This is a genomic window from Methylomonas sp. LWB, assembly GCF_001856095.1.
Lineage (GTDB): Bacteria > Pseudomonadota > Gammaproteobacteria > Methylococcales > Methylomonadaceae > Methylomonas > Methylomonas koyamae_A.
In genome coordinates this window covers 47,091-63,984 of the sequence record NZ_MKMC01000011.1, presented here as the reverse complement: position 1 = coordinate 63,984, position 16,894 = coordinate 47,091, and the positions used below count along the sequence as shown (strand labels likewise).

15 protein-coding genes are annotated in these 16,894 nt (G+C 56.4%); all 15 read left to right on the top strand.

All coding sequences use genetic code 11. The features are described 5' to 3' along the window. Positions 1–210: 210 nt before the first annotated feature. On the top strand, positions 211–2,493 hold the full coding sequence (locus BJL95_RS05775; RefSeq protein WP_139306147.1) for a CHAT domain-containing protein: 2,283 nt from the start codon (positions 211–213) through the stop codon (positions 2,491–2,493). A 28-nt stretch (positions 2,494–2,521) separates the two neighbouring features. Beyond that, positions 2,522–3,559, top strand: coding sequence for a type VI secretion system protein TssA (tssA, locus tag BJL95_RS05770; protein WP_064030007.1), 1,038 nt, complete (start codon positions 2,522–2,524; stop codon positions 3,557–3,559). A gap of 40 nt (positions 3,560–3,599) precedes the next feature. Further along, complete coding sequence (gene tssB / locus BJL95_RS05765; RefSeq protein ID WP_064030005.1) at positions 3,600–4,115, top strand: type VI secretion system contractile sheath small subunit; 516 nt, start codon at positions 3,600–3,602, stop codon at positions 4,113–4,115. A 3-nt stretch (positions 4,116–4,118) separates the two neighbouring features. Next, positions 4,119–5,606, top strand: a complete 1,488-nt coding sequence (gene tssC, locus BJL95_RS05760; protein WP_064030003.1) for a type VI secretion system contractile sheath large subunit — start codon at positions 4,119–4,121, stop codon at positions 5,604–5,606. A gap of 163 nt (positions 5,607–5,769) precedes the next feature. After that, complete coding sequence (locus BJL95_RS05755; RefSeq protein ID WP_064030001.1) at positions 5,770–6,252, top strand: type VI secretion system tube protein Hcp; 483 nt, start codon at positions 5,770–5,772, stop codon at positions 6,250–6,252. Between the two features lie 54 nt (positions 6,253–6,306). Next, positions 6,307–7,101 (top strand): type VI secretion system accessory protein TagJ, encoded by a 795-nt coding sequence (locus BJL95_RS05750; protein WP_071156200.1) that lies wholly within the window; start codon positions 6,307–6,309, stop codon positions 7,099–7,101. Between the two features lie 11 nt (positions 7,102–7,112). Further along, positions 7,113–7,616, top strand: a complete 504-nt coding sequence (tssE, locus tag BJL95_RS05745; RefSeq protein ID WP_071156198.1) for a type VI secretion system baseplate subunit TssE — start codon at positions 7,113–7,115, stop codon at positions 7,614–7,616. Positions 7,617–7,619: 3 nt separating this feature from the next. Next, the gene (gene tssF / locus BJL95_RS05740) at positions 7,620–9,512 is read left to right on the top strand and encodes a type VI secretion system baseplate subunit TssF (RefSeq protein WP_064029994.1); all 1,893 of its coding nucleotides are present in this window, start codon (positions 7,620–7,622) and stop codon (positions 9,510–9,512) included. Next, a complete protein-coding gene (gene tssG, locus BJL95_RS05735) occupies positions 9,494–10,540 on the top strand; it encodes a type VI secretion system baseplate subunit TssG (RefSeq protein ID WP_064029991.1) in 1,047 nt (348 codons plus the stop codon). Before tssF ends, tssG begins: the two co-directional genes overlap by 19 nt. A 34-nt stretch (positions 10,541–10,574) precedes the next feature. Further along, on the top strand, positions 10,575–13,256 hold the full coding sequence (gene tssH / locus BJL95_RS05730; protein WP_071156196.1) for a type VI secretion system ATPase TssH: 2,682 nt from the start codon (positions 10,575–10,577) through the stop codon (positions 13,254–13,256). 50 nt (positions 13,257–13,306) lie between these two features. Beyond that, positions 13,307–14,269, top strand: coding sequence for a CFI-box-CTERM domain-containing protein (locus BJL95_RS05725; protein WP_071156194.1), 963 nt, complete (start codon positions 13,307–13,309; stop codon positions 14,267–14,269). A gap of 160 nt (positions 14,270–14,429) precedes the next feature. Next, positions 14,430–14,657, top strand: a complete 228-nt coding sequence (locus tag BJL95_RS05720) for a hypothetical protein (protein WP_217631663.1) — start codon at positions 14,430–14,432, stop codon at positions 14,655–14,657. 475 nt (positions 14,658–15,132) lie between these two features. After that, positions 15,133–15,834, top strand: coding sequence for a hypothetical protein (locus tag BJL95_RS05715; protein WP_071156190.1), 702 nt, complete (start codon positions 15,133–15,135; stop codon positions 15,832–15,834). Between the two features lie 130 nt (positions 15,835–15,964). Next, positions 15,965–16,558 carry a hypothetical protein gene (locus tag BJL95_RS05710; protein ID WP_064029981.1) on the top strand — a complete coding sequence of 198 codons (594 nt, stop codon included), beginning with the start codon at positions 15,965–15,967 and terminating at the stop codon, positions 16,556–16,558. 14 nt (positions 16,559–16,572) lie between these two features. Next, positions 16,573–16,866, top strand: coding sequence for a PAAR domain-containing protein (locus BJL95_RS05705; RefSeq protein WP_064029979.1), 294 nt, complete (start codon positions 16,573–16,575; stop codon positions 16,864–16,866). The last annotated feature ends 28 nt before the right edge of the window (positions 16,867–16,894 follow it).

Sequence of the window (16,894 nt, the reverse complement as noted above, 5' to 3'; positions counted from 1 at the left end):
AACAAGTTGTTATCGGAAGCGAGGCGGCTTCCGTCGTGGTTGGCACGCTTGTTGATATATTAAGCTGGTTGGAGACGCCAACCTCGACGCCGGAGCGACGATAGCGAAATCGGTTCTCGGCGGATCGGCAGGGAGATCGGTCGAATAGCCGCGATAGCGATTGCCGAAAATCCGGTCCAGCCATGGCCAATCCAAGACGAGGAAATCGAATTGCCAAATTTAATGCTAGAAGCGCAAATGCGGCTAGACTTGATTGCCATAACTGTTCTGGCGCTGGGAGTGGCGGTTGGAAATGCCGCGTCGGCCGAGATGCCGGTGCCGGTTTCCGCCGCCGAAATTCGATCGGTAGTCTTGCGAGGCGAGCAACTGCGAGACAACGGTGAGTTGCAAGCGGCGCAACAACAGTTCGATGCCGCGCTGCAAGCGGTGGTCGATGTTAAGGGCGATATAGGTTTATTGGCGGCGGTCGAGGCGGCGGCGGGTTACAACCTGTTCTTGTTGAACAGTAAAGAGGCCGCCGAACCCTTGCTCAAAGCCGCTTATCGGAATACCGAGACCGGGCCGGACTATTTACGCGGATTAGTTGGGCTCTATTTGAGCGAACTGGCTCTAGCCGGGGGCGATCGGCAACAGGCCTTGCAATACGCAGATCAGGCTGAAGCGGCTTTGCGAAGCCAGGGCAACAGCCCGTTACGAATGAGCGTGGCGTTGAGTCGGACGGCGGCGGGTGAAGATAAACGCGGTCGAGTTGCCGCATTGCTTGAGCTGGCTGCCAGAAGTGAAGGTTTGCCGAACGATTTTCCGGCGGCCAAGGTACGGCTGAAAACCGCCGAGGCTTTGCTGGCCGAGGCGGCGCCGAGCGATGGCCAGGGCTGGGTTGGCGCGGCGTATGCCGCACTGGACAAGGTGTTGGCGGGCGTTAACCCGCCGCCGCGCATGCGGGTGGAGGCCTTGTTGGGGATGGCCAGATTATATCGTCAGCAAAACCGCGATCGCGAGGCCCTGGCACTGACCGAGCAAGCGTTGGCATTGGCCGGAGATCGACGCTACCTGGAATTGCTGGCCGAGCTTGAAGCACTGCAAGGCGACTTGTTGCTGCGTTTGGGACAACAGGTACCGGCGCTACGCGCCTACGAGCAGGCGGTGAACGATTTGTTGGCGATTCGGGGCGATTTGCCGATCAATTTACCCGATGGTCGCAGCGCGATCGATACCGTGATCGATCCGTTACACCGTGGCTACGTCGATTTGTTGTTACGGCAAGCCGGCACCGGCGATTCCGAGCAACAGGCGCTGAACAAGGCCATGTCCAGCATGGAAGCGATCAAGGAAGCCGATTTGCAGGACTTTTTTTTGGGGCGGTGTTCGATCTCGGTGCAAACCCGGGACGATTGGCGAGAACTGGCGTTTCCGGAAACCGTCATCGTTTACCCGATTTTGTTGACCGACAGGCTGGAGTTGTTGATGAAGCATGGCCCGCTCGTTGTGCGACGTAGCGTGCCGGTGTCGGCCGAGCGGGTACGCGAACAGGCGCAAATCCTGACGCAGCGCTTGCATGCCGGCAAGGACTACCGGGCCGCGGCCAAACAGCTTTACCAGTGGCTGTTCGAACCGATTGCCAACGATGTCGCGGCGGCCGGCGCGAAATTGCTGCTCTACGTGCCCGACCGCAATTTGCGGGCGGTGCCGTACTCGGTGTTACAGGATGGCGGCCGGTTTTTGGTCGAACAATACGCGATCGTGACATTGCCGGGTTTGACGTTTCAAAATTGGGACAAGCAGGTCGCGAAACGGAAGAACTTGCGGGCCCTGGTCGCCGGTTTGAGCCGGCCGGACGGCGCCGCGATCGACACGCTGCCAGACAACGTCGTCGAACGTTTGATCGGCAATAAACCCGCCGATGTCGCGCAGAAAGCCATGGACCGTTCGCGCTTGGTCGAAGAATTGAGCTTGCCCAATATCGAGCGGGAAATCGATTCGGTCGCGAAACGACAGAACAGCACGATGTTATTGAATAATCAATTCACGGCGTCGGCGTTGAAGAGGGATATAGAAACCGGCGATTACGCGAAGGTGCATATCGCTTCGCACGGGTATTTCGGTAAGAACGCCAAGGAAAGTTTCGTGATGGCTTACGATCAGAATCTGACCTTGCTGGATTTCGAGGGCAGCTTGGGGGGCGATCGGTTGAAGAGCGAACCTATCGATTTATTGACGCTGAGTGCTTGCGAAACGGCCGAAGGCGACGACCGGATGCTATTGGGTTTCAGCGGATTGGCGGTCAAGAGCAACGTTTTAAGCGCGGTCGGCAGCTTGTGGTCGATCAACGATCAGGCCGCCACCGAATTCATGCATTTGTTTTACGACGGATTGGGCAATTCCTTGAACAAGGCGGAAGCGATGCGCCAGGCGCAGATCGCGATGATCAAGTCCAAACGTTTTAAACACCCGTTTTTTTGGTCGCCGTTCATTCTGATCGGCGGGTGGCAATAACCGACCCTAACAGGAGCAGGACTGAACCATGGCCGATTTATCCGGTTTACTGGACGAGATTTCCGCCGACAACCCTTGCGGCGACAATCTGGAATACGACAACGCCAGGGTGGCGTTGGATACCGATATTCTAGGGACGCCGGAGAATCAATTTTCCGGCGAAAAAGCCATGCCGCCCAATTGGCGGCAAGTGCAAAAGGATGCGTTGGCCTTGCTGGGGCGGTCTAAGGATCTGCAGGTCGCCCTATATTTAATCCGTTGTCTGATTCCGACCGAAGGCGTGCGCGGTTTTCGAGACGGTTTAAACCTGTTGACCGAGTGGATAGATCGCTACTGGGAGCACCTGCATCCCCAACTCGATCCCGACGATGGCCTCGATCCGACCCTCAGGATCAATATCATCGAAGAACTGAACAATTTCGATTGGGTGCTCAGGCCCTTAAGTCAGACGATGTTGGTTGAGTCAAAATCGGTGGGTCGGTTTTGTTTGCGCGATATGCAATACGCCACCGACAAGCTCGACCTCCCGGCCGGCCAGACCAAGCCGGAAATCAGCGCGATCAACGCGGCGTTTCTGGATGTCGAACTCGAGGAGCTCGCGGCCAATTTTCAAGCCATCAATGACAGCATGGCGCTATTGGACCGCTTGGATGCGGCCGTTGTCGATCGAGTAGGCAATAGCCAGGCGGCCAGTCTGAGCGCGGCCAAGGCCTTGTTTAAAGAGATTCGGCATTTTTTCGAGCAATTTGCCGGTAGCCGCTTGGCTGACCAAGTCGAGCCGGAAAGCGACGTTGCCGAGGAGAATGTGGCGGATGCCGGCGAAACGGTCCGGGTGTCCGCCAAGCCCAAGGCGGGAGTAGGCGAAATAGCGACGCGCCAGGATGTTTTGAAATCGTTGGATTTGATTTGCAAGTATTACGCGGAGAACGAACCCTCCAGTCCGGTACCGATTTTATTGTTGCGGGCAAAACACCTGGTGACCGCCGATTTTCGCGAAATTGTCCTAAATTTGATGCCGGATGCCCTGACGCATATCGATGCGTTGAAAGGCCCCGATCCACACTAACCTTTTTTGTAGTCGTTAAATATCTCAAGCGGAGAATATCATGGCAGAAAGCAGTCAAAAGTTTATTCAAAGGAACCGGGCGCCCCGGGTCCAGATCGAGTACGACGTCGAGTTGTACGGCTCGGAAAAAAAGGTGCAGTTGCCGTTCGTGATGGGCGTCATGTCCGATTTGTCCGGCAAGCCGGCGGAACCGTTGGCGCCGGTGGCGGATCGTAAGTTACTGGAAATCGATGTCGATAATTTCAACGAACGCTTGAAATCGATGAAGCCGCGCGTGGCTTTTCAGGTGGCGAATACTCTGACCGGCGAAGGAAACCTGAATGTCGATATTACCTTCGAAAGCATGGACGACTTTTCGCCGGCCGCCGTCGCCAAACGGGTCGCCGGCCTGGATAAAATCGTCGAAGCCCGCACGCAGTTGTCCAATCTGATCACTTATATGGACGGCAAGACCGGAGCGGAGGAATTGATTGCCAAATTGATCAACGATCCAGCGTTGCTGCAAACCTTGGCCGCCTCGGCCAAACCGGCCGACGCCGAAGGCAGCGAGGGTTAAGTCATGGCGGAATTGGAAAATCAAGCCGCGCAAGGCGCAACCCAAACTCTGGAACTGGACGACTTTTCGGCGCTGTTGGCGAAGGAATTCAAACCGGGCACCGAAGCCGCCAGCCAAGTCAATACCGCAGTCGGCACCTTGGCTCAATACGCGTTACAGGACGTCACCAAGGTCTCCGACGATGCGATCAAGAGTATCCAGGCCATCATTGCCGGCTTGGATCAAAAAATCACCGAGCAGCTTAACCTGGTTCTGCACCACCCGGATTTTCAAAAGTTGGAAGGGGCTTGGCGAGGCCTGCACTATTTGGTGAACAACACCGAAACCGACGAGATGTTGAAAATCAAGGTATTGAACATCTCGAAAAACGAATTGGGTAAAACCCTGAAAAAATTCAAGGGAACGGCCTGGGATCAAAGCCCCTTGTTTAAAAAGATGTACGAAGAGGAATACGGCACCTTTGGCGGCGAACCCTTCGGCTGTCTGGTGGGCGACTACCACTTCGACCACAGCCCGCAAGATGTCGAGTTGTTGGGCGAGATGGCGAAAGTCAGCGCCGCCGCGCACGCGCCGTTCATCTCCGGCGTCGCGCCTTCGGTGTTGCAGATGGAAAGTTGGTCGGAGCTCGCCAATCCTCGCGATCTAACCAAAATTTTCCAGACTCCGGAATATGCGGCCTGGCGCTCGTTGCGGGAGTCCGAGGACTCGCGTTACATCGGTCTGGCTATGCCGCGTTTCCTGAGCCGCTTGCCTTACGGTTCGAAAACCGATCCGGTCGAGGAGTTCGATTTCGAAGAAGATACGTCCGGCGCCGACAGCAGCAAGTACACCTGGGCCAACGCCGCGTACGCAATGGCGGTCAACATCAACCGCTCGTTCAAGCTTTACGGCTGGTGTTCGCAAATTCGCGGCATCGAGTCCGGCGGTGCGGTCGAAGGTTTGCCGGTGCACTCGTTCCCGACCGACGACGGCGGTGTCGATATGAAATGCCCGACCGAAATCGCAATCACCGATCGGCGCGAGGCCGAATTGGCGAAAAGCGGTTTCATGCCGTTGTTGCATAAGAAAAATACCGATTTCGCGGCCTTCATCGGAGCGCAGTCCTTGCAAAAACCGTTCGAATACCAGGACCCCGACGCGACGGCCAACGCCAACTTGGCGGCCCGCTTGCCTTACTTGTTCGCGACCTGTCGCTTCGCGCATTACTTGAAGTGTATCGTTCGCGATAAAGTCGGATCTTTCAAGGAGCGTCAAGACATGCAGGCTTGGCTGAATACTTGGATCAGTCAGTACGTGTTGACCAATCCGGCGGTTGCCACCGAAAAAGACAAGGCGCGCAGGCCGTTGGCGGGCGCGGAGGTGATTGTCGAGGAAGTGGAAGGCAACCCGGGCTACTATCAGTCCAAGTTCTTTCTGCGGCCGCATTATCAATTGGAAGGGTTGACGGTGTCCTTGCGCTTGACCTCTAAATTACCGTCACAAAAAGGTTAGACCGGTTCGGCGAACCGAGTTTGGTATGCGTTGGCGGCGGCCGCCTATTTGGTCGCCGCCAGCGGCAGATGTTTTATACATCCCGGCGCGCCGGGGCTATAAATCTCAGGGTAAAGATACCCGTTAAATTTTTTCTTAAAACTTGATCGGAAAGGAGAGCACCATGATTTTATTAAAATTCGCAACCGAAATTAAAGGCGACAGCACCGTAGCCAGCCACAAGGACTGGATTACGCTGGACAGCCTGCAAATGGGCGTGGGCCGGGCGATTTCGCAAAGTGGCGGCGGTAAGGACCGCGACACCAGTAATCCATCGTTTTCGGAAGTAACTTTTACCAAAAATATGGACGTGGCGTCGGTGGATTTGTGGATGCAAGCCATTTGCGGCAAAAGTTTGGGAACCGCAACCATTCACTTCATCCAAACCGGCGGCAGCGATGCCAAGGGCCAGGTTTATTTGGAAATCGAACTCGCGGATGCGATTATCAGCAGCTACAGTCAAGGTAGCGGCGGCGATCGTCCGACCGAGAGTATCTCGATCAATTTCAACGAAATTAAAATGAAATACAACTCGTTCGGCGAAGGCGAGGCACCGATTACCGGTGCGTTCAAAGGTTGGAGCGTCAAAGCCAACGAAACCGTTTAAGGGCCTATCCCCGGCGGTTTTCCGCCGGGGTTTTTCCATCTTTTGGAGTCATCCATGCAGGACGTTTCACGCTTGATTGCCGACGGCGACTTGGACGAGGCGTTGCGGAACACGCAACAACTCATCCGGCAAAACCCAGCGGAGCCTAAATCCCGCATCTTGCTGTTCCAGCTTTATTGCCTGATTGGTCAATGGGACAAAGCCCTGACCCAATTGAACGTGTTAAGGGACCTGGACAAGTCCACCCTGCTGATGGTCGGCACTTACGAACAAGTATTGCAATGCGAGGCATTGCGCAAGGACGTTTTCGCCGGACTGAAAACACCACTGATTTTTGGCGAGCCGCGGGAATGGCTGGCTTTGTTGCTGGAAGCGCTAAAGCTGGAAAATAACGGCAACTATCAACAGGCCGCCCAGATGCGCGGACAGGCCCTGGAGCAGGCGCCAGCCACCTCGGGGAGTGTCGACGGTACGCCGTTTGCGTGGATCGCCGACGCCGATAGCCGGCTTGGGCCGTGTTTGGAAGCGATCATGAATGGTCGCTATTACTGGATTCCGTTTATGCAAATCGGCAAGATTCAGTTGGAGCCGCCCACGGATTTACGCGATTTGGTTTGGGTCCCGGCCCACTTTACCTGGGTCAACGGCGGCGAGGCGGACGGTTTGATTCCGACCCGTTATTCCGGGTCGGACGCATCCGACGACCCGCGGATACGCCTGTCGCGGCTGACCGACTGGCAAGCGGTCGCCGACGGAATCGTTCACGGACTTGGGCAACGTTTGTTGGCCACCGATGTCGACGATTACGCGTTGCTGGACTTGCGCCTGATCGAATTGGCTAGCGAGTAGGGGCAAGCGAAATGGCTGAATTGTTGCACTCCGAGCGCCTGCAACCCTCGTTGCTGGATCGTCTGACCGACGATGCGCCGGAGAATCGGACCGAGGCGCGCGAGCAGCGGGTGATGTCGTTGCGTCAGTTGCGGCAAAGCGTGCTGCGCGATTTGAGTTGGTTGCTCAACACGGCGGCACTGGAGAGCATGGTGGATTTGTCCGAAGTGCCGCATGCCGCGCGTTCGGTGATCAATTTCGGTTCGCCGGTGTTTTCCGGCGTGGCGGTGACCGGCATCGACGTGCGTAAGGTCGAAACCAAGGTTCGGCAAGCCATCGCTCAGTTCGAACCGCGCATTTTGGCCGACAGCCTCAGCGTCGAATTGATTAAGGACAGCGAACAAATGAGCAATAAAGCGCTGTCGTTTCGAATAGAAGGCGATTTGTGGGCGCAACCGCTACCCGTGCATTTGTATATCCGTAGCGATCTGGATTTGGAAACCGGGGAAATCACCGTGAAGGATTGGGACGGTTAGGCGATGGACCCCAAGTTGCTGAAATATTACAACCGCGAGCTGCAATACGTGCGCGAGGTCGGTGCGGAATTCGCGGCCGAATATCCCAAGATTGCCAGCCGTCTTGGTTTAGACACTTTCGAATGCTCCGATCCCTATGTCGAACGCTTGTTCGAAGGCTTCGCCTTTATGGCGGCGCGGGTGCAGCTCAAGGTCGATGCCGAGTTTCCCAATTTTACTCAGCAATTGCTGCAAATCGTTTACCCGCATTATTTGTCGGCAACGCCGTCGATGGCGGTCGTCGAGTTCAAACCGGATTTTGCCGAAGCGGCCTTGGCCGACGGTGCGACGATTCCCAAGGGGACGGTGCTGCGTTCGCAAATTGCCAAGGGCGAACAGACGGCTTGCGAATATCGCACCTCGCAAGCGGTGGAATTGTTGCCGCTACAGATTGGCCAACTCGAATACCTGCCGACCCTGGCGGCGGTTTCGAGTCATGGCGTGTCGGCCGGCAAATATGCCGTGCCGGTCAAGGCGGCGTTGCGCATCGTGCTACGCAGCTTGGGCGGTGCCAAATTCAATAAAATCGCGCTCGACCGCTTGCCGCTGTTTCTGCGCGGGGCCGGCAATATTCCCTATCGGCTCTACGAACAATTGTTGGCCAATGTCGTCGGCATTGCCGGAAAACACACCCGAGCCAATGCTTCCACGGTGCGTTATTTGGACGGTGGTCGTCATTGGGTGCGAGGAATGGGCTTCGAGCCGGAAGAGGCCTTACTGCAACAAACGCCGAGGTCGTTCGACGGTTATCGGATTTTGCAGGAATATTTCGCGTTTCCGGAGCGGTATCTGTTTATCGAATTGGATGGCTTGACCGAACTGGCGGCGGCTTGCGACGGCGAGGAACTCGAATTGTTCGTGTTGCTGGACCGTAGCGACGCTCAGTTGATTAACGTGCTGGATCAAAACAATCTAGCCTTATTTTGCGCGCCGGCCATCAATCTGTTCCCGAAGCGGACAGATCGGTTGCAGATCGATCAGCGCCAATCCGAATATCACATTGTCGTCGACCGCAGTCGCCCGATGGATTACGAAGTCTACAGCGTCGCCGAAGTGACCGGTTATAGCAAGGATCAGGGCAGCGAACGCGCGTTCCTGCCGTTCTACGGCTCGAAAACCGCTTACCAGGGCCACGGCGAGACCGCCTTCTACTCGCTCAGGCGCGTGAAACGGGTGCTGTCATCGAGACAGCGGCGTAAGGGCGTGCGCTCCAGCTATATCGGCAGCGAGGTGTTCGTCGCGTTGGTGGACGCCGCCGAAGCGCCGTATGCCGGCAATTTGGCGCAATTGGGGCTGGAGACGCTATGCACCAATCGCGACTTGCCGTTGGTGATGCCGGTCGGTCTCGGCGATACCGATTTTACGTTGCAGATTAGCGCCCCGGTCAAGGCGATACGTTGCATCGTCGGGCCTACCCGGCCGTTGCCGGCGGCCTACGAAGCGGACTCGGTCTGGCGTTTGGTGAACCATTTATCGCTGAATTATCTGTCGCTGATCGATACCGATCCGAAAATCGGCGCCGGCGCGTTACGCGAACTATTAAGTCTGTACGCCGACCAGCGCGAGCCGGCCGTCAAAAAGCAGATCGAGGGGGTGATCTCGGTCAACGCTAAAAACGTGGTCAGGCGTATCGATGCCAACGGGCCGATGGTCTTCGGCCGCGGGCTGGAAATTACCGTGGTATTGGACGAGTCCGCCTTCGAGGGCGGCGGTTATTTTCTGCTGGGTACGGTACTGGAACGCTTCTTCAGCCGCTATGTGTCGATCAATTCGTTCGTCGAAACCGTGATTCGTAGCACCGATAGAGGCGAGGTGGCGCGTTGGCCAGCGAGGATGGGATGTCGTCACACGATTTAATGGCCGAATTGATCAAGGACGCGTCGCGATTCGATTTTTTCGAGGCGATGCGCTTGATCGAGTGCGCCAATCCCGACAAGCCTCGGCTGGGAACCAGCGTTAAAGCCGTGGACGATCCGGTGCATTTATCGCAAGAGCCGGAGTTGGAATTCCCGGCTTCGACGGTGGCTCGCTACCACGCCGACGGCGCCAAGCCGCGCTTGGCGGTGAATTTCATGGGGTTGTTCGGTCCCAACGGACCGTTACCCTTGCATTTGACCGAGTACGCCCGCGAACGTCTCCGCCATCATCACGACCCGACCTTCGCGCGCTTTGTCGACGTGTTTCACCACCGGATGATAGGCCTGTTCTACCGGGCCTGGGCCAATGCTCGGCCGGAGGTGAGCTACGACAGGCCCGAGACCGACCGCTTCGGTTTCTACGTGGCGGCCTTGCAAGGCACGGCCGGCAACGCTTTTCAGGATCGCGACGCGCTGCCGGATCGGGCTCGGCTATTTTATGCCGGCCATTTTTCGGGACAGGCCAAGCACCCGGATGGCTTGCGGTCTATTCTTTCCGATATTTTACGGGTTCCGGTGCGGATCGCCGAATTCGTCGGCGAATGGATGGATATACAGCCGCGCGAACAGACTCGTCTGGGCTTGAGCATGGTCACCGCCGCGCTGGGACAGTCCGCCGTGATCGGTGCCAGCGTGTTCGGTTGTCAGCACAAGTTCAGAGTCGTGCTGGGGCCGTTGCCGTTGGTTTTGTATTTGGCGCTGCTGCCGGGCGGGATCTTGCTGCCGCAACTGGTGGCCATCGTCCGGCAATACGCCGGCGACGAGTGGGTGTGGGATGCTCAACTGAGTTTGCAGGCCGATCAAGTGCCGGCCGAGCTCTGCTTGGGGCAACCGGCCCAGCCGGCCGTTCTGGCCGAGCGCGGTGGCGGGCAGCTGGGCTGGAGTCTGTGGTTGGGGCCGCGCTCGACCTGCGCCGATGCCGACGATTTAACGCTTAACCCGTTCATCGCCGCTGTCGGCGCCCGATGAGCGATACCTAAAACGATAACGATGGGAACCAACGATGGCGGAAATTAGCCGAGTCAAGCTGTTCGGGAAGTTAAATAAGGTTTGCTACAAAGCCGTGGAAAGCGCGACGGTGTTTTGCAAATTACGCGGTAACCCTTATGTCGAACTGGTGCATTGGTTGAGCCAGTTGCTGCAATTGCCGGACTCCGATATTCACCGTCTGCTCAAGCATTACGGCTTGGACGGTTCGGTGATCGCCAAGGAAGTGACAGCGGCGTTGGACAAATTGCCGCGCGGTTCCACCGCCATTTCCGACTTCTCGCCGCACATTGAGGACAGTGTCGAGCGCGGCTGGGTTTACGGCACCTTGCTGTATGGCGAAAATCAAGTGCGTAGCGGGCATCTGTTGATCGGCATGTTGAAAACCAAGGCGCTACGCAACGAATTAATCGGCATTTCCCGCGAGTTCGACAAACTGAAACCGGACACCGTTACCGACGAATTTCCGAAAATCACCGCCGGTTCCCCGGAAGAAGGTTTGGCGGCCAGCGACGGCTCGCATATCGCCGCGACGCCCGGCGAGGCCAGCGGCGCGATCGCGCCGGCGGCGATGGGCAAGCAAGAAGCATTGAAGCAGTTTACCGTCGATCTGACCGAACAGGCCCGTAACGGCAAGATCGATCCGATTGTCGGTCGCGACGAGGAAATCCGCCAGGTTATCGACATCCTGATGCGCCGCCGCCAGAACAACCCGATCCTGACCGGCGAGGCGGGCGTCGGCAAGACCGCCGTCGTCGAAGGCTTCGCGCTGAAAATCGTTGCCGGCGACGTGCCACCGTCGTTGCGGGACGTCAGTTTGCGCACCTTGGATGTCGGCTTGCTGCAAGCCGGCGCCAGCATGAAGGGCGAATTCGAAAACCGTTTGCGTCAAGTGATCGAAGAAGTTCAGGCTTCGCCGAAACCCATCATTTTGTTCATCGACGAAGCCCATACTCTGGTAGGCGCCGGCGGCGCGGCGGGTACCGGCGACGCGGCCAACCTGCTGAAACCGGCATTGGCGCGCGGCGCATTGCGTACCGTCGCGGCCACGACCTGGGCCGAATACAAAAAACATATCGAAAAAGATCCGGCCTTGACCCGCCGCTTTCAAGTCGTGCAAGTTCACGAACCCGACGAAGCCAAAGCCATCGGCATGATGCGCGGTGTCGTATCGGTGCAGGAGAAACATCATCAAGTCTTGATTCTGGACGAGGCGCTGGAAGCCGCCGTCAAACTGTCGCATCGCTACATTCCGGCTCGGCAATTGCCGGATAAGGCGGTCAGCTTGCTGGATACCGCCTGCGCCCGTGTCGGCGTCAGTCAACACGCGGTGCCTGCGGAAGTCGACGATTGCCGCAAGCGCATCGACGCGCTGGAAACCGAACTGGCGATCATCGGCCGCGAGAAAGCCGTCGGCGTCGAAGTGGCGGGGCGCGAGGAACTGGCCAACGAAAAACTGGCCGCCGAACGCGAGCGCCTAGTCGGTTTGGAAGAGCGCTGGAATGCGGAGAAAGCATTGGTCGAACAGATTCTGGCGCTGCGCGGCAAGCTACGCGCAGCCGGGCACGCGGTGGACGGGGCCAGTGACGCCGAGGCCGGCGGCGAGGATCGCGACGCGTTGCTCGCCGAATTGAAAGCCCTGCAAACCCAGTTGCACGAACAACAAGGCGAATCGCCGTTGATTTTGCCGACCGTCGATCACCAGGCCGTGGCTTCGGTGGTGCAGGATTGGACCGGCATTCCGGTCGGCCGGATGGTCAAAAACGAAATCGAGACCGTGCTGAAATTGGCGGACAATCTGGAGCAACGCATCATCGGCCAACGCCACGCGTTGGAGATGATCGCCAAGCGCATCCAGACCTCGCGCGCCGGTCTCGACAACCCCAACAAACCGATCGGCGTGTTCATGTTGGCGGGTACCTCCGGCGTCGGCAAGACCGAAACCGCGCTGGCGCTGGCCGAGGCCTTGTACGGCGGCGAGCAAAATGTCATCACGATCAACATGAGCGAATACCAGGAAGCGCACACGGTTTCCACGCTGAAAGGCGCGCCTCCCGGCTACGTCGGTTACGGTGAAGGTGGCGTATTGACCGAAGCGGTCCGGCGGCGGCCCTACAGCGTCGTGTTGCTGGACGAGGTGGAAAAAGCCCATCCGGACGTACATGAAATCTTCTTCCAAGTGTTCGATAAGGGCTGGATGGAAGACGGCGAGGGCCGGGTCATCGACTTCAAAAACACGCTGATCCTGCTCACCACCAACGCCGGTACCGATTTGATCGCGAACCTGTGCAAGGACCCGGATCTGATGCCGGAACCGGAAGGCATCGCCAAAGCCTTGCGCGAGCCCTTGTTGAAAATGTTCCCGCCCGCGCTGCTGGGCCGTCTGGTCGTGATTCCGTACTACCCGCTCAGCGACGAAATGATAGGCGCGATCGCTCGCTTGCAGCTGAATCGCATCAAAAAACGCGTCGAGGAATCCCACAAAGTACCGTTTAGCTACGACGACGACGTGATCAAACTGATCGCCAGCCGCTGCACAGAACTGGAAAGCGGCGGCCGGATGATAGACGCGATCCTGACCAATACCGTGCTACCGAAAATCAGCGAGGAATTTTTGATCCGGATGATGGAAGGCACGCCGATCGAGCGGGTGCATGTCAAGGTCGAGGACGGGGAGTTTGGGTATGGGTTTGAATAAAGGCAGGCTGTCGTCATCTATCTTGCTTTAATCTAATTCGGAATACGGCTATGAGAATCATCTATACCAGCAATCTAGTAGCGCAACAGGGTGTTTACATCGATCAACTGCCTACCATAAATAGCTTCCCTGTTTTGGACCTATCACCCACCGCGTGGCCACGGCATGAAAAAAAAATGATGGAGTTGAAGAAACGTGAGGAGAGCGATGACGTGTGGATGGGCTCTCCGGATACCTCAGGCCGAGCACTTTGGACGTGCTGGGCGACTGGCGGTTGCGTACCTGTGGCGGCGGCGGAAGTCGATCCGGGGTTTCCGCGTAAGGTCCGCTGGATTTCGTTAACCCATTGTACTGGCGGTAATTTACCAAGTACCCTGACTCAGGGGGCGACAAACTGGGCTCGCGTCTATGTGATATTTGTAGTCAACAGCGGATCCCATTCGGGCCACAATGTGGAGATGCACGTGGAGGCTTATATCGACGCTTTGCCGGGGAAAGATCAAATTCCGCCTAATAATATCTTTGTGGTATACGGCCCACATGCCAGTCTAGCAATTTCGCCAACCGGGCTGGTTGGGGTCTTACCCGACGATCAGCCTCCAACCGCCTTGGCGCAACAAAACGGTAGTAGTTGCTGCAAATGTTACATAGCAACCGCAACCTGCTTGGCATTGGGATTACCAGACGATTGCGAAGAGTTGAAGACGTTGCGATGGTTTCGCGACAACGTTTTGCTCAAGACTGTCGATGGTACGCAGGATGTGGAAGCATATTATCGCGATGCGCCAAGTATCGTTGCCGAGATTGATCGGCGCACGAATTCATCGGACATTTACCTGGGAATTTTTCGCCAAGTTGTCCAGCCTGCCGTGGAAGCCATACGGCACCAGGATTACGAGGGTGCAAACGCCATTTTCAAACGTATACTAGGCGAGCACTGTCATCGGCGTGGGTCCCACTTTGGATCAACGGAAAGTATGGCGGACACGCTTGCTGCGCGAGATCATATTTAATAACGAATTTATATATGAATTCAACGGTTGGAGTAAACGGCGTACCCGGTGCGGGCCGGGGTTTGTAAACCGGCCAAGACTGTTTTAGGTTGGTTTAAAAATAATAGTGGTATACCCGCGTTACAAGGTGATTTGATTTTTTTAGCAAAGGATAAATATTATGATTAAAGATAGAGATTACAATTTGGCAAAAGCTAAATTAGTGGCAAATGGGAGCATGACTGCCGCTAAATCACACAATAAACACACGCAAGGAAAGGGTAGTCCCGAAGGTCATGGAAGATCTCTCCTCCATGAAGCGCAGGACGAATGGGGCGCGAATATTACACTAGCCCAAACTCAAGCTCTTGCCGATGCCGCTTACCAGATGGGTATTGATTGGCCATGATTAATATAATTCGTTTGCCGAAAATCTAGTAAATTTTACTCAAACTTTCGGCGGTGTTCATGTACAAAAGACGATTGATCAACTGATATTGGAGTGTGATAGAGCACTTGCAAAAGTTAAAATGTCGCCGCTTAGTGCCAAGGATAAGGTAACGGAATAGGGATGGGGTATTGCTATGTTTAAAGAGGCTTTATTGGCTTACATCACTTGGATTGGGGCAAAAGCGCCGGAAATCCCGCATAACGGAGTTTGGAGTCAGGCTAGTTAAGGGGGTAAATACTTCTAATCAATTCTGGAAATCTCAATTGGAGTTCAGTTCTGGGAGTATGAAATTTCGAATTGGATACAGTCTCCCTGTCGTAGCTCTGTGCGTTTTTCATCCATTCATGAGTCTTGTCAATGAGTTCTGATTCGTATTTAAAATAATGAATGACTTAGGGTTAATTTCACAATTGATATAGTGGGACGGGATTAAATGACTACCTGCCTAGACTACGCAAAAATCGCCATCGCCGCTTATTACAAAAGCGCCAACCAGTATTACGCCGAGCCTCCCGGTCATATGGTGGACGATTGGCAGGTTCAGAAATGGGAATCGGGGACTTGGTACGGTGACGGCTTTCAAGGCGGTATTTGGTGCAACAGCACCGACGTCGTGGTCGGTTGCTGTGGCACGAATCCGGGGCAAAAAGGAAAACTATTCTCCGATATTGGGGCGGACCTGAGAATCGGTTTGCGCATCCTGCCCAACCAATGTTCGTCGGCGCGGCAGATGTTGAAGGCCGCCAAGCAAATCGCCAACGGCCGGCGGTTGTCCTTAACCGGCCATTCGTTGGGCGGCGGTTTGGCGCAAGTGGTTGGCGTTTGGGAAGGCGTGCCGTTCGTGACGTTCAATGCGCCGGCGATGGCGCAAGTGATTAAGGCCGCGCACGTGAATATTCTAAAACCGCAAATGATGATTCGGACTTGGCAATCGAAAAGTGCGTCCGATTGCCCCGGCGTCAATTTTCGGATCGCCGGCGATCTAGTCAGCATCGAAGGTCTGGCCGGCGATCATGTCGGCATGGTGGTCGATTTGCCCAACGCCACCGGCGGCGGCGCTCATGGCAAAACCAATTGCTGGCAGGCGGTTTTGCAGACCGATTGGGCGAATATCGATCCTTTCGAAGCGCTGTAATGTTCGGCGCCCGCTAAGCGTATCCGGAGTCGCTTGAGAAATGCCAAGCACGTTTAGATTTCACTTGCTGGGATGACTTTTTGCAATCATTCGCCATCGGATTAGATCGACGTCGGCGACAGGAGACAACATGACAGGTGCGGTTACTTTACAAAAAGTGACGATACCCAAGGCGGTGCAAATCTGCCAGGATATTCAGCTCGACCCGGCGGCGATGCAATGCCTGGCGGCCGACACGACGCCGGTGGCGTTTTTGTTGGCTTTGATCGAACTGAAACTATTTCCGGACGCCGTACGTTTTCTGGCCCGGGCCTTGCCCAAGCGCGAGGCGGCCTGGTGGGCCTGTGTCTGCGCGCGTAGCTCGATTGACGACAAAACGCCGCCTGAAGTCGTAAAGGCTCTGGAGGCCGCCGAGCTTTGGGTTTACAAACCGACCGAGCCCAACCGGCGCAACGCGAACGCGGCCGCTCACAGCGCGTCATTTGAGAATCCGGCAGCTTGGGCGGCGATGGCCGCGTTCTGGAGCGACGGCAGCATGGCGCCGGAAGACGCGCCGTCGGTTCCGCCCGCCGATAACTTGACCGCCAAGGCCGTCGCCGGAGCGGTGATGCTGGCGGCGGTGCTCACTTATCCAGAGAAGGCCCAGGAGAAATACCGGTTTTTCCTGGAACAAGGCATCGACATCGCCAACGGCGGCAACGGCCGCATTTGGCAACCGACTTAATCAGGAGTAAAACCATGGGTCAGCCCGCCGCGCGCATCACCGATATGCATGTTTGTCCGATGTTTACCGGTCCGGTGCCGCACGTCGGCGGTCCGATATTGCCGCCGGGCGCGCCTACCGTGTTGATCGGCAAGATGCCGGCGGCGCGCGCGACCGACATGGCCGTCTGCGTCGGTCCGCCCGATACCATTGTCAAGGGCTCGGCGACGGTGATGATTGCCAACATGCCGGCCGCCCGGATGGGCGATAGTTGCGCTCACGGCGGAACGATCATCCTAGGTTGTCCAACGGTATTGATTGGCGGTTGATTCGCGCTCCAACCATTAAAACAGCGTT

Bases quoted from the DNA above. Each gene is read 5' to 3' on its own strand.
- tssA (WP_064030007.1), top strand. From the start codon at position 2,522: ATGGCCGATTTATCCGGTTTACTGGACGAGATTTCCGCCGACAACCCT.
- tssH (WP_071156196.1), top strand. From the start codon at position 10,575: ATGGCGGAAATTAGCCGAGTCAAGCTGTTCGGGAAGTTAAATAAGGTT.
- tssB (WP_064030005.1), top strand. From the start codon at position 3,600: ATGGCAGAAAGCAGTCAAAAGTTTATTCAAAGGAACCGGGCGCCCCGG.
- BJL95_RS05715 (WP_071156190.1), top strand. From the start codon at position 15,133: ATGACTACCTGCCTAGACTACGCAAAAATCGCCATCGCCGCTTATTAC.
- BJL95_RS05710 (WP_064029981.1), top strand. From the start codon at position 15,965: ATGACAGGTGCGGTTACTTTACAAAAAGTGACGATACCCAAGGCGGTG.
- BJL95_RS05725 (WP_071156194.1), top strand. From the start codon at position 13,307: ATGAGAATCATCTATACCAGCAATCTAGTAGCGCAACAGGGTGTTTAC.
- BJL95_RS05755 (WP_064030001.1), top strand. From the start codon at position 5,770: ATGATTTTATTAAAATTCGCAACCGAAATTAAAGGCGACAGCACCGTA.
- tssF (WP_064029994.1), top strand. From the start codon at position 7,620: ATGGACCCCAAGTTGCTGAAATATTACAACCGCGAGCTGCAATACGTG.
- tssE (WP_071156198.1), top strand. From the start codon at position 7,113: ATGGCTGAATTGTTGCACTCCGAGCGCCTGCAACCCTCGTTGCTGGAT.
- tssG (WP_064029991.1), top strand. From the start codon at position 9,494: ATGTCGTCACACGATTTAATGGCCGAATTGATCAAGGACGCGTCGCGA.
- tssC (WP_064030003.1), top strand. From the start codon at position 4,119: ATGGCGGAATTGGAAAATCAAGCCGCGCAAGGCGCAACCCAAACTCTG.
- BJL95_RS05705 (WP_064029979.1), top strand. From the start codon at position 16,573: ATGGGTCAGCCCGCCGCGCGCATCACCGATATGCATGTTTGTCCGATG.
- BJL95_RS05750 (WP_071156200.1), top strand. From the start codon at position 6,307: ATGCAGGACGTTTCACGCTTGATTGCCGACGGCGACTTGGACGAGGCG.
- BJL95_RS05720 (WP_217631663.1), top strand. From the start codon at position 14,430: ATGATTAAAGATAGAGATTACAATTTGGCAAAAGCTAAATTAGTGGCA.